This is a genomic window from Stenotrophomonas sp. SMYL8, assembly GCF_036320065.1.
Lineage (GTDB): Bacteria > Pseudomonadota > Gammaproteobacteria > Xanthomonadales > Xanthomonadaceae > Stenotrophomonas > Stenotrophomonas maltophilia_A.
Map to the genome: position 1 here is coordinate 1 of NZ_JAWIRR010000008.1, position 13,959 is coordinate 13,959.

Annotated in this window: 13 protein-coding genes and 1 tRNA gene; 8 read left to right on the plus strand and 6 right to left on the minus strand. The window is 66.5% G+C overall.

What is annotated here, in order from left to right; all coding sequences use genetic code 11:
• Nucleotides 1-121: transposase (locus V3B25_RS08760; protein ID WP_329810563.1), on the minus strand; the 121-nt coding region annotated here is incomplete at its 3' end.
• Between the two features lie 354 nt (nucleotides 122-475).
• Here V3B25_RS08760 and V3B25_RS08765 point away from each other — a divergent pair.
• The 4 genes from V3B25_RS08765 to V3B25_RS08780 all read left to right on the plus strand — a co-directional run bounded on the left by V3B25_RS08765 (nucleotide 476) and on the right by V3B25_RS08780 (nucleotide 5,976).
• On the plus strand, nucleotides 476-691 hold the full coding sequence (locus V3B25_RS08765; protein WP_005410085.1) for a hypothetical protein: 216 nt from the start codon (nucleotides 476-478) through the stop codon (nucleotides 689-691).
• A gap of 207 nt (nucleotides 692-898) precedes the next feature.
• Nucleotides 899-3,286, plus strand: a complete 2,388-nt coding sequence (locus V3B25_RS08770) for a Tex family protein (protein WP_329810513.1) — start codon at nucleotides 899-901, stop codon at nucleotides 3,284-3,286.
• A 207-nt stretch (nucleotides 3,287-3,493) separates the two neighbouring features.
• The gene (locus tag V3B25_RS08775; protein ID WP_329810514.1) at nucleotides 3,494-5,683 is read left to right on the plus strand and encodes a PAS domain S-box protein; all 2,190 of its coding nucleotides are present in this window, start codon (nucleotides 3,494-3,496) and stop codon (nucleotides 5,681-5,683) included.
• Nucleotides 5,684-5,745: 62 nt separating this feature from the next.
• On the plus strand, nucleotides 5,746-5,976 hold the full coding sequence (locus V3B25_RS08780) for a hypothetical protein (RefSeq protein WP_049400551.1): 231 nt from the start codon (nucleotides 5,746-5,748) through the stop codon (nucleotides 5,974-5,976).
• A gap of 39 nt (nucleotides 5,977-6,015) precedes the next feature.
• On the opposite strand, the gene V3B25_RS08785 is transcribed toward V3B25_RS08780, so the two are convergent.
• The gene (locus V3B25_RS08785) at nucleotides 6,016-7,104 is read right to left on the minus strand and encodes a DUF5694 domain-containing protein (protein ID WP_329810515.1); all 1,089 of its coding nucleotides are present in this window, start codon (nucleotides 7,102-7,104) and stop codon (nucleotides 6,016-6,018) included.
• A 346-nt stretch (nucleotides 7,105-7,450) separates the two neighbouring features.
• Here V3B25_RS08785 and V3B25_RS08790 point away from each other — a divergent pair, with 346 nt between their 5' ends.
• Together V3B25_RS08790 and V3B25_RS08795 are read left to right on the plus strand one after the other, a co-directional pair.
• Nucleotides 7,451-7,792: a GNAT family N-acetyltransferase gene (locus tag V3B25_RS08790; protein ID WP_329810516.1), complete on the plus strand. Its 342-nt coding sequence runs from the start codon at nucleotides 7,451-7,453 to the stop codon at nucleotides 7,790-7,792.
• A 254-nt stretch (nucleotides 7,793-8,046) separates the two neighbouring features.
• A complete protein-coding gene (locus tag V3B25_RS08795) occupies nucleotides 8,047-9,873 on the plus strand; it encodes a methyl-accepting chemotaxis protein (RefSeq protein WP_049422423.1) in 1,827 nt (608 codons plus the stop codon).
• Here the strand turns inward: V3B25_RS08795 and V3B25_RS08800 are convergent.
• The 3 genes from V3B25_RS08800 to V3B25_RS08810 all read right to left on the minus strand — a co-directional run bounded on the left by V3B25_RS08800 (nucleotide 9,870) and on the right by V3B25_RS08810 (nucleotide 12,121).
• Entirely contained in the window at nucleotides 9,870-11,306 is a 1,437-nt protein-coding gene (locus V3B25_RS08800) for a GGDEF domain-containing protein (RefSeq protein WP_329810517.1), read from the minus strand. The genes V3B25_RS08795 and V3B25_RS08800 overlap by 4 nt on opposite strands.
• Before the next feature lie 115 nt (nucleotides 11,307-11,421).
• On the minus strand, nucleotides 11,422-11,895 hold the full coding sequence (locus V3B25_RS08805; RefSeq protein WP_329810518.1) for a GNAT family protein: 474 nt from the start codon (nucleotides 11,893-11,895) through the stop codon (nucleotides 11,422-11,424).
• A gap of 140 nt (nucleotides 11,896-12,035) precedes the next feature.
• A tRNA-Leu gene (locus V3B25_RS08810) sits at nucleotides 12,036-12,121 on the minus strand.
• Between the two features lie 132 nt (nucleotides 12,122-12,253).
• Here V3B25_RS08810 and V3B25_RS08815 point away from each other — a divergent pair.
• Together V3B25_RS08815 and V3B25_RS08820 are read left to right on the plus strand one after the other, a co-directional pair.
• Nucleotides 12,254-12,640, plus strand: coding sequence for a response regulator (locus V3B25_RS08815; protein WP_329810519.1), 387 nt, complete (start codon nucleotides 12,254-12,256; stop codon nucleotides 12,638-12,640).
• A 69-nt stretch (nucleotides 12,641-12,709) separates the two neighbouring features.
• Nucleotides 12,710-12,907, plus strand: coding sequence for a hypothetical protein (locus V3B25_RS08820; protein WP_010484956.1), 198 nt, complete (start codon nucleotides 12,710-12,712; stop codon nucleotides 12,905-12,907).
• Nucleotides 12,908-12,952: 45 nt separating this feature from the next.
• Here V3B25_RS08820 and V3B25_RS08825 read toward each other — a convergent pair whose 3' ends face one another.
• Nucleotides 12,953-13,909, minus strand: a complete 957-nt coding sequence (locus V3B25_RS08825) for an SOS response-associated peptidase family protein (protein WP_329810520.1) — start codon at nucleotides 13,907-13,909, stop codon at nucleotides 12,953-12,955.
• Between the last annotated feature and the right edge of the window lie 50 nt (nucleotides 13,910-13,959).

The following is a 13,959-nucleotide window of genomic DNA, read 5'->3' on the forward strand; positions in this document are numbered from 1 at the left end:
CCCAGCGCCTGACCGTGGAGAACTCCAGGCCGTGGCGACGGGCAATGGCTTTGACCGATGTGGAGGTCTTGCAGGCCTCTTTGGCGACCTGCAGTTTGAAACGCGCGTCGTATTTGTTCATGTATCCCTCGGGGTTGGATCTAGCGTCCAACTCCCGGGGGTCACTTCAGGGACGGGTTCACGGCGTCCCCGCCAGCCCCACCCACCCGGGCAGCCCACAGGAAACCGGCTTTCCGCGATCATCCCAAACCACCCACGAGGGGCTGCGCCGTTGGCTGGAAACCCCGATTCGTTAGTCGGAAGTTAAAGATCCGTAAGCATTCTGCTGCGATCCCGCAGTCATCTGCATGCAACCGATCGTCATTAGCCTTCGTGACGTTCCAGTCAGGTTCGACGCGGTAAGCTCTTCCTCGATGAGCTCGCAGCATCGCTCATCGAGTGCAGTACGCAGTAGCAATTTGGAGGAATACATCACATGGCAATCGTTCTTTATGTCGGTGGTAGCAAGGATGGCGAGAAGGGCGTGGTGCCCTACGGCTTCAGCAAATCCCGCGCCGACACCGCGCTGGGGCCGGAGTTCTACACGGAGCGGTTCATGGAACTGCAGGGTGTCGGCAAGGTCCGCCTGATGGCCCTGGAAGGCATGCGTGACGAGATCGTCATGCAGCGCGCCGCCCGCCACTACCGCTGACCTCCGCAACACGCGGCAGGGCGCGCCCACCATCGCGCGCTCGCGCCGGCATCCCAGCCCAGGGCCAGTCCGAGCCCTCTTTTCGCCAGGATGCCGGCGTCCACTCCGGCCTCGCTGCTGAACCTCGCCCCCTGTCAATGCCTTGTCCGGCTCCGTCGTGGATTGCCAGAATGGGGTCTTCCCGTAACGCGGCACAGACCTGAAGCAATGCACGACGCCAAGAACGCCCAGAGCGCGCTCGCCCAGCAGATCGCCCAGACCATCGCCGACGAGATCGGTGCCCAGTCCACCCAGGTACGTGCCGCCGTCGGCCTGCTCGACGAGGGCGCCAGCGTTCCGTTCATCGCGCGCTACCGCAAGGAAGTGACCGGGGGCCTGGACGACACCCAGCTGCGCAACCTGGAAGTGCGCCTGACCTACCTGCGCGAACTGGAAGACCGGCGCGCGGCGGTGCTGGCCAGCATCGGCGAGCAGGGCAAGCTCAGCGACGACCTGCGCAACGACATCCTGGCCGCCGACACCAAGAGCCGGCTGGAAGACCTGTACCTGCCGTACAAGCCCAAGCGCCGTACCCGTGCCCAGATCGCCCGCGAGGCCGGTCTGGAACCGCTGGCTGATGGCCTGCTGGCCGACCCGACGCAGGATCCTCAGGTCTTCGCGGCTTCCTTCGTCGACACCGACAAGGGCGTGGCCGACACCAAGGCTGCGCTGGAAGGTGCACGCGCGATCCTGATGGAGCGCTGGGGCGAAGATGCCGCGCTGGTCGGTGAGCTGCGCACCTGGCTGGGCGAGACCGGCGTGATCCGTGCCCGCGTGGCCGAGGGCAAGGAAACCGAAGGCGCCAAGTACCGTGACTATTTCGAACACGCCGAGGCGCTGGCGAAGATTCCCTCGCACCGCTTGCTGGCGCTGTTCCGTGCGCGCCGCGAGGAGATCCTGTTCCTGGAGCTGGACCCGGGCAACGAGGCCGAGGCCGGCCACCAGTACGCCGAAGGACGCGTGGCGCGCAAGGCCGGCATCGCCGATCAGGGCCGCGCCGCCGACCGCTGGCTGCTGGATGCCTGCCGCCTGACCTGGCGTGCCAAGCTGCACACCCATCTGCTGCTGGACCTGTTCAACCAGGCTCGCGAAAAGGCCGAGGCCGAAGCCATCGCAGTGTTCGGCGACAACCTGAAGGACCTGCTGCTGGCCGCGCCGGCGGGCCCGAAGACCGTACTCGGGCTGGATCCGGGCATCCGCACCGGCTGCAAGATTGCCGTGGTCGATGCCACCGGCAAGCTGGTCGCGACCGACACCATCTACCCGCACGAGCCGCGCCGCCAGTGGGAGCAGTCGCTGCAGACGATCAAGCAGCTGTGCGCCAAGCACAACGTGGAACTGATCGCGATCGGCAACGGCACCGCCAGCCGCGAAACCGACAAGCTGGCCGGCGAAGCGATCAAGGCGGCCGCCAACCCGAAGCTGCAGAAGGTGGTGGTCAGCGAGGCGGGCGCGTCGGTGTACTCGGCGTCCGAGTTCGCGGCCAAGGAATTCCCGGGGCTGGACGTGTCGCTGCGCGGCGCGGTGTCCATCGCGCGCCGCCTGCAGGATCCGCTGGCCGAACTGGTCAAGATCGAACCCAAGGCGATCGGTGTCGGCCAGTACCAGCATGACGTGGACCAGTACCGCCTGGCACGGGCGCTGGATGCGCGGGTCGAGGACTGCGTGAATGCCGTGGGCGTGTACGTGAACACCGCTTCGGCCGCGCTGCTGTCGCGCGTGTCCGGCCTGTCGTCCACGGTGGCCGAGAACATCGTGCGCCATCGTGACGACAATGGCCCGTTCAAGCGTCGCAAGGACCTGCTGAAGGTCGCGCGCCTGGGCGAGAAGACCTTCGAGCAGTGCGCCGGCTTCCTGCGTATCGCCGATGGTGACCAGCCGCTGGACGCCTCGGCGGTGCACCCCGAAGCCTACCCGGTGGTCGAGCGCATCGTGGCCAGCACCGCGCGCCCGATCAAGGCGCTGATCGGTGATGGCAGCTTCCTGCGCGGCCTGAAGGCAGAACAGTTCACCGACGACACCTTCGGCGTGCCGACCGTGCGCGACATCCTGAAGGAACTGGAAAAGCCGGGCCGTGACCCGCGTCCGGAGTTCAAGGCGGCGCGCTTCGCCGATGGCGTCGAGGACATCAAGGACCTGCGCGAGGGCATGGTGCTGGAAGGTGTGGTCAGCAACGTGGCCGCCTTCGGCGCCTTCGTCGATATCGGCGTGCACCAGGATGGCCTGATCCACATCTCGGCGCTCTCCGATACCTTCGTGAAGGACCCGCGCGACGTGGTCAAGGCCGGCGATATCGTCAAGGTCAAGGTGCTGGAGGTGGACGTGGCGCGCAAGCGCATCGCCCTGACCCGGCGCCTGGACGACACCCCCGGGCAGGCCACCAGCCGCCCGGGCCAGCGTGATGATCGCGGCCAGGGGCAGGGGCCGCGCCGCGACGCAGGCGGCCAGAACCGCGGGCCAAACCGGGGCCAGGGCAATGGCGGCCGTCCCGCTCAGTCCGCGCCCCCGGCCAACAACGCCCTGGCGGAGGCCTTCGCCCGCGCCAAGCGCAGTTGAGGACCGTGTCCCCCGTCACGCTTGATTCGTGGCGGGGGACTTGTCGATTTTCCCCGTGATTGCGCACACTTGCGCCTGAGGGGGGCGTTTGGCCTCCCCGCTGTCGCTGGGGAGGGCCATGACGCCAGCAGGACCCGTTGTCTTCGTTGAGGGCTGCAGCGTTGTGCTGCGGCTGCTGCCCGCCTGTGCGGGCCGGGGACCGGATTGATGGCGGGCCAGGGAAACAACGGCAACGGGCTGCTCGAGCGGCGCCTGCAGGAACTGGCAGAGGAGCGCCGGCGCCTGGCCATGATCATCGACGGCACCGCTGCCGGTACCTGGGAATGGAACGTGCAGACCGGCGAAATGCGGGTCAATGCGCGCTGGGCGGAGATTGTCGGCTATCGGCTGGAAGAACTGGAGCCGGTGTGCCAGAAGACGTTCCTGACGCTGGTCCATCCCGACGATATCGCCCTGTCCGACGCGGCGCTCGAGGACCATTTCGAAGGCCGCAGCGACAACTACGTCTGCCTGTTGCGCATGCGCCACAAGAACGGCCAGTGGATGTGGATCCACGACCGTGGCCGCGTGTTCGAATGGGACGGGCAGGGACGACCGCTGTGGATGGCCGGTGCGCACGCCGACGTGACCGAGCTGCAGCAGGCGCGGCAGGATGCGGCCGAGAGCCGGCAGCGATTGCAGGCCGTGGTCGACGCGTCCGATGAGGTGGCGGTGATCGCGACCGATACCGAAGGCACCATCACCCTGTTCAATACCGGCGCGGAACGCCTGCTGGGTTACAGCGCGGAAGAAGTGGTCGGCCAGCGGCGACTGGGTGATTTCCACGATCCGGACGAGCTGGCGGCCTGGCTGCGTCCGCTGGCGGCTGCGGACGGAAGCCTGCCGAGCGCGTTTGAAGCACTCAGCGCCCGCGCCGATGAGCAGACCTATTCACGGCAGTGGACACTGCGGCGCAAGGATGGCCAGCCACGCCAGGTGCGCTTGTCGATCAGCCGCATGGATGGTGCCGGCGGCGCGCGGATCGGCTATGTCGGCATGTCCATCGACATCACCGAGATCCTGCAGGCGCGCGCCGAAGCACGCCTGTCGGCAGAGAAATTCGCCGGTGCGTTCACGTCGGCGGCGCTGGGCATGGCGCTGGTGTCGCTGGAAGGACGCTGGCTGGACGTCAATGACGCACTGTGCCGGATCCTGGGCTACCCCCGCGAAGAACTGCTGCAGGTTGATTTCCAGCGCCTGACCCACCCCGATGACCTGCAGACCGACCTGGCCCTGGTGCAGGATCTGCTGGCCGGGCGGCGCAGCCACTACCACCTGGAAAAGCGCTATCTCGATCGCGACGGCAAGGTGATCTGGGCGCGGCTGTCGGTGTCGCTGGTGCGCACCGAGCACGGTGAACCGCTGCATTTCGTGTCGCAGATCCAGGACATCAGCGCCCAGCGCAGCAGCGAGCAGCGCCTGTTCGAGAGCGAGCAGCGCAGCCGTATCACGCTTGATGCGGTTGCCGACCTGGTGCTCAGTGTCAGCCTGGATGGCCGTATCGACTACGCCAATGCCGCCGCAGTACGCACCCTGGCGGGTGATGGCGCGCTGTCGCTGGCCGGGCACAAGGTGCAGGACGTGCTGGCACTGACCACCGAATATGCGCCCGGCTCGGTACTGGATGTGTCGGTCCTGCTGGACCCGGAAAGCAATGCGGTGGACCTGCACGCCGATCTTCTGCTGCGCCTGGGCACGGCCACGATCCCGGTCGACCTGACCCGTGCCTGGCTGCGCGATGATGAAGGTCATGTACGCGGTGCAGTGTGGGTACTGCGTGATGACACCCAGCAGCGCGCGCGCCAGCGCGAAGCGCGCCATCTGGCCGAGATCGATCCGCTCACCGAGCTGAGCAACCGTCGCGGTTTCGAGGTGCATCTGCAGCAGGCGATCACCCGCGTCGAGCGAACTGGCCAGGCCGCGTCGTTGATGTACATCGACCTGGACCGCTTCAAGCCGGTCAACGACACCTGGGGCCATCTGGCTGGCGATGCCGTGCTGTGGGCGGTGGCCAGCGTGCTGCGCCACGGTGTGCGCGATTCGGACGTAGTGGCGCGTCTGGGCGGCGACGAATTCGCAGTGATCCTGTCCGGCTGCACGCCGCGTCGTGCCGCGCGCATCGGCGGTGAACTGCTGCACACCCTGGCGTCGCTGTCGATTCCGTGGGACCGGGACCGCCTGCATGTGGGTGCCAGCATCGGTATCGCGCCATTGGCGGGTGGGATGAGCGTGGACCAGGCCGTGGCAGCGGCTGATGCCCAGTGTTACCGGGCCAAGGCAATGGGTCGCAACAACGTACAGGTGCAGGGCGAGGCCAGTGAGCTGCCCGGCGATGATTCCGAAGCCGCCGAGGGCTGATCTCAGCCTGTGAGAGGGCGTGCGCGAATACTGCGCGCACATCCACTCATGCAGGTGATCCCATGAAGGTCTGGAACCCGGTTGCGATGCGGGCCTACGCCCCGGCGATGGTTGGCTGGTGCCTCGCGCTGGCCGCCTGCCTGCGTGCGGAACAGCTGCGCGGCGACCTTCACGCGCAGGCCCTGCTGCCGGTACTGCAGGGCGGCGCGGTCGCCCTGCTGGTGTTCACGCTGTCCTGTATCGGTGCCGCCAGCATCGTGCTGTGGCGGACGGGCAGGAACGCGGTGGAGTGATGCGGTGGATGGTCACCGCATCCTCCACGTCATGTTGCGTCAACGCAGTACTTCATCCGAACTGACCAGCTGCACGTCGTGCATCAGATCGAGGTAAGCCTCGTAGTAGCCCTTGTGCGAGGCACCGACGATGGTCAGCATGCGGGTGCCTGGATGCTGGCCCAGGATGTCGCGCATGTTGGCGACCATGCGCAGGTTGCGGGTTTCCCAGTAGCCCACGTAGTTGCGGCCGAAGCCTTCCGGCGAGGGCTCGACGAGGGTCGCGCCGAAATCGCTGTTGAAGGCCACCATCGCGGCCTCGGGCGTGTTGTAGGCGCGATACATTGCGAGCAATCCATCCGGTTGAGCAAGATTGGCCTCCAGTCGTTCATCGGCCGCCCTGCGCGCTTTGACGAAGGAATTGTCCCAGGCACCGCGTATGGCGGCAGCGTAGGCCTTCTGCTGCGATTCCGGTGTTGGCGAATCTGCAGTGTGGTCGTCGACCGACCACAGGCGCTCCAGCCCCAGGCGTGCCGCAAGTACGCCGGCCACCAGTCCGGCCTCGTTGCGGCGGGCCATGCGCGTGTCGAGGAACTGCACCAGCTCCGGTGTCAGGCTGTCCGAAGCACGTCGCTCTTCCCTGGACAGCCGCAGCCATTGGACGACTGCCGAGCTGCTTTCGCCCGCGGCCAGGAACACGGCGGCCAATCGGCGCCGCTGGGCAGCGGTTGGCGCCTTCGGCCAATCCGCAAGCAGGCGTTCCATCTCCACGTTGGCGCTGGGCACGTCCAGGCCGGTGGCGGCCTGCGCCGGTGCCGGATCGACGCAGTAGTCCGCTACGCTCTCCGCGTATCGGGCCGGATTGCGGCGCATGAAGTCACACTGCAGGCCGGACAGGTTCTCCACCGCGATCGCGGTGGGCCGCCAGGCTTCCAGGCGCTGCAGCAGAGGTTCCAGCATCGCCGGCGTGAAGGTCTCCGGCAGGCTGGACAGGTGCGGGCTGCCCAGCACCAGCACTTCGTTCGGGCGTCCTGCGGGTGGTCCCTTCAGCTGGTCGGGGTGGAAGGCGGGTCGATAGACGGCATCGTTGGCCAGCGCGCTGCTGCTGCACAGGGCCAGGAAGAGAAGGCTGGCAAAGCGAGGGAACATGCGATCTCCATGTCGATAAGCATCCTGCGGGACCTTCATGCTGGTCATTTTCTCCTGCTGGGGAATCCCGCATTGGTCATGTAAACCTTTCTGCCTTGAGCTGCATCCTTCTGCTGAGCGATGCTGTACGCAATGCCCAGGCGATGCAGAAGATGACATTGGACGACTGGATCATCGACAGTCCGCGGCTGCACCTCCGGCCATTCACGCCCGGTGACGCCGACGAGGCATTTGTGGCAATCACACCCGGGCTGACCCGCTATATGGCGTTTGAGCCGCGGAGGCGTTTGCTGCCGTCTGGCGGACGTGGCTGCTTACCATCGCCGACGGGACCGACATCACGTTGGTGATCCGCAGGCGCGGGGATGGGGTATTCCTTGGCCTGGCAGGCCTGCATCGAGCCCGTGAAGCAGAACCCGAACTGGGCATCTGGATCGCAGAAGTGATGCATGGGCACGGCTATGGCCGCGAGGCAGTGGCGGCGGTGTGGTCGGCGGCCTCCGGGCGCCTTCGCTGTGCTGCGTTCCGCTACCCGGTGGCGGAACGGAACCGGTCCAGCCGTGCATTGGCTGAGTCCCTTGGTGGGCAGGCAGTGGCACGTGAGCAGGGCGTGAAGTACACGGCAATCGTCTACCGCATTCCCGCTGCAATGCACAGAGTTGCGACGGACGTCGCGGAATCCCGCTAAAGCGGCCGACGGCGTCGCCGATACTCCCTCTGGATCCCGCTCCAGTCACCCGCCGCAGGACCCCAGGCTGCCCCCGACGGGTGGTCCGCGCAGTGTGTTCCGCCGTTTCCAGATGCGATCGCACCCGCAGCAGACGTTCTTCGCAGTCGCTCGAGAGGTGCCCGTTGGCACCTGTAGTCCCTGGCAACTGATGTTGCCGCCGGGCATCCCGCCCGTCGGGTCACAACCGCTTACCGGACACCGAGGATCAGACAATGCTCATTCCAGGCTTCACGGCAGGCGCGCAGGCGCCGGCCGAGCTGCATACCCGTTGGTCGCCGTGGCGTGCGCTGCTTGGCGTGCTGGCGCCGCAGCAACGCACCAGCACGGAGGAGGCGATGACCGACCGCACCGAGCTGGAAGCGCAGGTGGCCGCGCTGCATCGCGTGCAGGCCGTCATCGAGTTCGCGCTCGACGGCACCATCCTGCGGGCCAATGACAATTTCCTGCAGGCGATGGGTTACCGGCTGGAGGAGATCCAGGGCAAGCATCACTCCCTGTTCGTCGACCCCGAGCAGGCGCGCAGCGCGGAATACCGCGACTTCTGGGTACGCCTGGGGCGTGGCGAATATGACGCCGGACAGTACCGCCGCTTCGGCAAAGGTCTGCGCGAGATCTGGATCCAGGCTTCGTACAACCCGGTGCTGGACCGCCAGGGGCGGCCGTACAAGGTGGTCAAGTTCGCGACCGACATCACCGCGCAGAAGCTGCAGGCGGCCGACTCGGCGGGGCAACTGGCCGCGATCGCCAAATCGCAGGCGGTGATCGAGTTCAGCATGGATGGCCGCATCCTGTCGGCCAATGACAATTTCCTGGCCGCTACCGGCTACAGCCTGGACGAAGTGCGCGGGCAGCACCATTCGTTGTTTGTCGAGCCTGAGCATCGCAGCAGCGTCGAGTATCGCCAGTTCTGGGAGAAGCTCGGGCGCGGCGAATATGACGCCGGCCAGTATCGGCGCCTGGGCAAGGGCGGGCGCGAGGTCTGGATCCAGGCATCCTACAACCCGATCCTGGACCTCAATGGCAAGCCGTCCAAGGTCGTCAAGTACGCCACCGACATCACCGCGCAGGTGCACGAGAACCAGGCCATGCAGCGCGCCGTGGCGCAGACCCGCGAGGTCGTGGCTGCCGCCAAGCAGGGCGATCTGACCCAGCGCGTGGCCACCGCCGACAAGAACGGGTCGATCGCCGAACTGTGCGAAGGCGTGAATTCGCTGGTCGAGGCGATGGCCGCGATCATCGGCCAGATCAAGTTCGCCGCGGACACCATCGCAGTCGGCGCGACCGAAATCGCACAGGGCAACAGCGACCTCTCGCAGCGTACCGAGCAGCAGGCGGCCTCGCTGGAGGAAACCGCTGTGTCGATGAAAGGCCTGGCCGAGACCGTGCAGCGCACGGCCACCAACGCGCGCCAGGCCAGCCAGCTGGCCGGCGGAGCGGCCGACGTCGCCGCACGAGGCGGCACTGTGGTGCATGAGGTGGTCGAGACGATGGCGGTGATCAATGCCTCGTCGCGGCGCATCGTCGACATCATCGGAGTGATCGACGGCATCGCCTTCCAGACCAACATTCTCGCGCTGAACGCAGCGGTGGAGGCTGCGCGTGCCGGTGAACATGGCCGCGGCTTTGCCGTGGTTGCCACTGAGATCCGCGAGCTGTCGCAGCGTTCGGCCAGCGCAGCCAAGGAGATCAAGCACCTGATCGATGAGTCGGTTGCCAATGTGGGCGCCGGCACGGCGCAGGTTGAGAGCGCGGGCCGTACCATGGATGAAATCGTGACCAACGTGCGCCGGGTCAGTGACCTGATGACTGAAATCAGCACGGCCTCGCAGCAGCAGAGCGACGATATCCAGCAGATGAACCATGCCGTCGACCTGATCGACCAGGGCACGCAGCAGAACGCCGCGCTGGTAGAGGAAGCCTCCGCCGCGGCGCGCAGCATGGAAGAACAGTCGGCGCAGCTGCTGCAGACCGTGGCCAGCTTCCGCGTGCAGGGCGGGGCTGGGCACCGGCACGGAACAGCGGGGCTGCACGCGGTCTAGGCGCGGCGACCGGACGGGTTTTCCTTGCTATCGGTGTCGCCGCGTACGCAGTTGCGACCGGCATGTTTGGCGCGATACAGGGCCTGGTCGGCGCGTTCGACCAGGTCGCGCGGATCGCGGTCTTCGCCGGGTGCCTGCCAGGCCACGCCGATGCTGATGGTGACGGTGGCCTCGGGGGCGGGCAGGGCTGCGGCTTCGACCGAAGCGCGCAGCCGTTCGCCCAGGCCCAGTGCGTGGGCGGCATCGGGCGAGGGCAGGGCGGCGATGAACTCTTCGCCGCCATAGCGCGCCAGCAGATCGTCACCTCGCTGCAGGCAGCCATCAAGAATGGCGGCGACCGACTGCAGGCGACAATCGCCCTCCGGATGGCCATAGGTGTCATTGAGCCGTTTGAAGTGGTCGATGTCGATCATCAGTACCGCCAGCCCGAGTCCCTGGCGGCGTGCGCGGCCACGGGCATTGCCAAGAGATTCGTCGAAGCTGCGGCGGTTGCCCAGCCCAGTCAGCGGATCGCGCCGCGCCAGCGTTTCCAGCTCATCGCGCTGGCGCTGGATCTCCACCTGGCTCAGCACGCTGCGCAGGGCATAACCGAGCATGGCACCAATGAAGCCCACCGTGGCCAGGGTGGGCTGCAGGCGCGCGACCAGCAGCGCCACCATCATCAGCAGCAAGGGCAGCATCAACGGCACGCCGGCGTCGACGATGCGGCGCAGGCTGCGCGATACCTCCACCGCCGGATAGCGGCGCTTGCTGGCGGCCATGATGGCCAGCACCACGAACAGTCCGCTGATCAGCAGGTCCCCCCAGTTGCCGTCAGGCAGCTGCGGCTGGCAGGTGTTGATGTAGAACGCCAGCAGGAAATAGCCCAGCGCGTAGATCGCAAGTGTCCGGAAAAAATCGCGGCGGTCGGGATTGTCCTCGGCCAGGAAGCGGATCAGCGCGAAGCAGAACACCAGGCTGTTCTGTAGATTGCTCATGGCGTTCAGGCACTGCGTCCACAATGCGGCGTTGAAATGCGCCATTGCCCGCGTGTGCCCGAAGTACAGCAGCCACAGCAGTGCGATGATCAGCAGGTCCACCGCGCGGATGCAGCGGTTGCCGCCGCCCGGGCTGGCGGCCACGTAGGTCAGGGGGATGCGGTAGAACACGTACAGGATCAGCGAAGACACGGTCATCTGCGCAGGATCGAGGCCGGCCACATTGCGGTACAGCAGGGCGAGCAGGGCCAGCGAGAACAGGCCCACGGCAGCGCCCAGCGTCCGCCATTTGCAGGCCGCCTGGCGGCTGTCACGCGCACGCCGCACGCAGGCCAGTGCAGCCAGCAACGGCGCAGTGATCAGCATCAGGTAGGAGCCGACCGGGTCCTGCGGGCCAACAAAGGCAATGACGAGCGCGTGCGTGACCAGAAAAAACAGTGCCGCACGCAACGTCATGCATTCCCCCGCCCCCAGCTCCGGCTGGGATCACGATAGGCAGAAGCACGTGTGGCTTGCAAGAAAAGTGTGCGCTGCGTCTATTCCAAAGCTTGCCGGAAGTCGCAGTTGTGTTTCAGCATGGTGACGCGGAGCCTTCGACGCGGGCGTACATCCAGAAGTCACGGGGCTGTCCTCGAACCCGCCGGTAAGCGCGCAGCAGGCCTTCGCGCTGCATGCCGATGCGTTCCAGCACGGCGATCGAGCGGGCGTTGCTGTCCAGGACAGTCGCCTGGATTCGGACCAGAGCGAGTGCGGCATGGCCCCATTCGAGCGCCGCGCGTGCTGCGTGCGTGGCCAGTCCCTGACCCTGCCAGCGCGGATCGAGATCATAGGCAAGTTCGCCGCGGCCATGCGACAGGTCGATTCCGTTCAGGCCAACGGTGCCGATCAGCTGGCTGTCGGCGCCCACCAGCGCCCAGCGCTGGTCCGTTGCCGTGGGCAGGTAACCGGCGATCTGGCAGCGCAGTGCCCTTTCGGAAACGTCGCCCCAGCTGGTGTGCTCGGTCACGCCCGGCAGCGAGAGATAGCGGGCCCCAGGCGGCAGCATCATCCACGTGCAGTGGACGCAGACGTGCGGGCAGGGTGGCGGGGAGCGTGGGCAGGGCGGGCGTTGGCATCGTCGCCAGTGTCGGCGCTCCGGTCCTGAAAATGCAAAAGGCCAGGTCGGGGACCTGGCCTTTGATGCAGTGGTGCCGGTGAAAGGACTCGAACCTTCATGGGGTCACCCCCGGCTGATTTTGAGTCAGCTGCGTATACCATTCCGCCACACCGGCAGGCAGCGTGCGAGTGTAACCGAGGTCGGCACGGCTTTCATAGTGGGGAGGCCGATCGGGGCGCCTCCTGTCGGCTTCGGCCCTGTCATGGCTATACTGCGGCGGCTTGAATGCCTCCAGGAGCGGTAGCCGATGACAGTGTTGCAGGACCTGAGGGTGCTGGTGGTCGAGAACGACGAGATGAGTGCCGCACTGCTGCAGATGCAGCTGGTGCATGCCGGTGCGACGGTGGTGGGGCTGGCCGCGAGCGTGGCTGAAGCGCTGCGCCTGCTGCAGGCGTCGACCCCGGACGTGGCCCTGCTCGATTACCGCCTGGCCCGCAATGAGACCAGCGAGCCGGTGGCTGCGGCACTGTCGGCGCGCGGAGTGCCGTTCGTGCTGGCCACCGGGATGCAGGCCGAGCAGCTGCCCGAGCCGATGCTGGCCGGCGTGCTGCTGGTCAAGCCCTATCTCTCGGCAGATCTGAGCCAGGCGCTGGTACGCGCAGTGGGCCGCGCCAGCGCCAGCGCCAGCGCCTGATTGGCGCGTGCTGAAGCGGTGGGCGTATCCTGCCCGGGCCTGAATGCTCAGGCCTGCAAGGAGAGTGGCATGAAGAAGTGGATCAAGCGCATGGTTGCTGCGGGTGTCCTTTCGATGGCGGTCTTCGGTGGTACGGCCTCTGCCGCGTGGTGTGGCCAGCCCTGTTTCCAGCTCTACAAGAGCTGCATCGCGCGGGGTGGAGAGGTCGAACAATGCCTGCAGGAACAGGCCTTCTGCGAAGAGGCGATGTGCGGCGGCAATCCCTGATCCATGAACCCCGCCCAGGCGGGGTTTTTCATCTGTGCGCGGTGTTCAGCCCGCTTCTTCGTATACGTAGCGGATCTCCTCGTGGTCGTCGAGGATGCGGTACTGCCGCGCCAGGTCATCCGGATCGGGATTGAGCCAGGCATCGAGGTGTTCCTTGCGGATGGGAACGACGCCGCGGTCATGGCCCGCAGCGGCGACGTCGTGCGGAGGCGTGTCGGTGATCGTGGCAAATGACAGGAGGCGACCTTCCGGTCCTTCCCATTCCGCCCACAGGCAGGCCAGCAGCAGGTCGCGCGGGGGATCGGGCCGGAACTCCAGCACCACGTCCTGATCCTTCTCATCGGCACCCAGCGTACGGCCGGCGATGGCATGGCGTGACACGTGCTCATAGAACGCCTGCACCACCACCACGCCGTGGCGCAGCCCGAATGCACCGCGCCAATAGCCTTCCAGGCTGTCGCGCCGCGCGTTGTAGGTGCCGGGATAGAGGATGTCGTTGCGCACCGGCTTGTCCGGCAGCCGGCACTGGTAGCGCATCGGCTTGATCACGCGTTTGCCGCCCTCGCTGATCATCACCGGTGCGTAGGTACCGGGGAAAATGCGGTTGTCGCGCGGCAGCAACTGCACCCGGTGCAGGTCTTCCAGCCGAGCCTGCGCACGATCGATGCGGTTGCCGGCCACGCGCAGGTCGTTGCGTGCCTTCTGGGTGGGGCGGGTCGCCAGCGTGGCATTGGCAATATCGCGTCGCTCGCGCTGGCGGGCCAGCTCCGCTTCCAGATCCTGGCGTTCCTGCGCATGCCACTGCTGGATTTTCGCGACGATGTCGCGGCCCTGCTCGGTGCGCGCGCCGGCGAAGCCGTCATCCATCGCCTTGGGAGTTCTGGGGCGCTTCTTGCCAGGATCGTGCGCGTACAGCTCCGCGAATTCTTCCAGCGACAGGATGGCGCCGAACTCGCGCACCAGCTTGGCGTAGTCGGCGCGGATGAGGGCGGAATAGCACATGGGAACTCTTCGGGCGTGCGTCGCAGCAGCTGCGACATGGATGAGGCAGG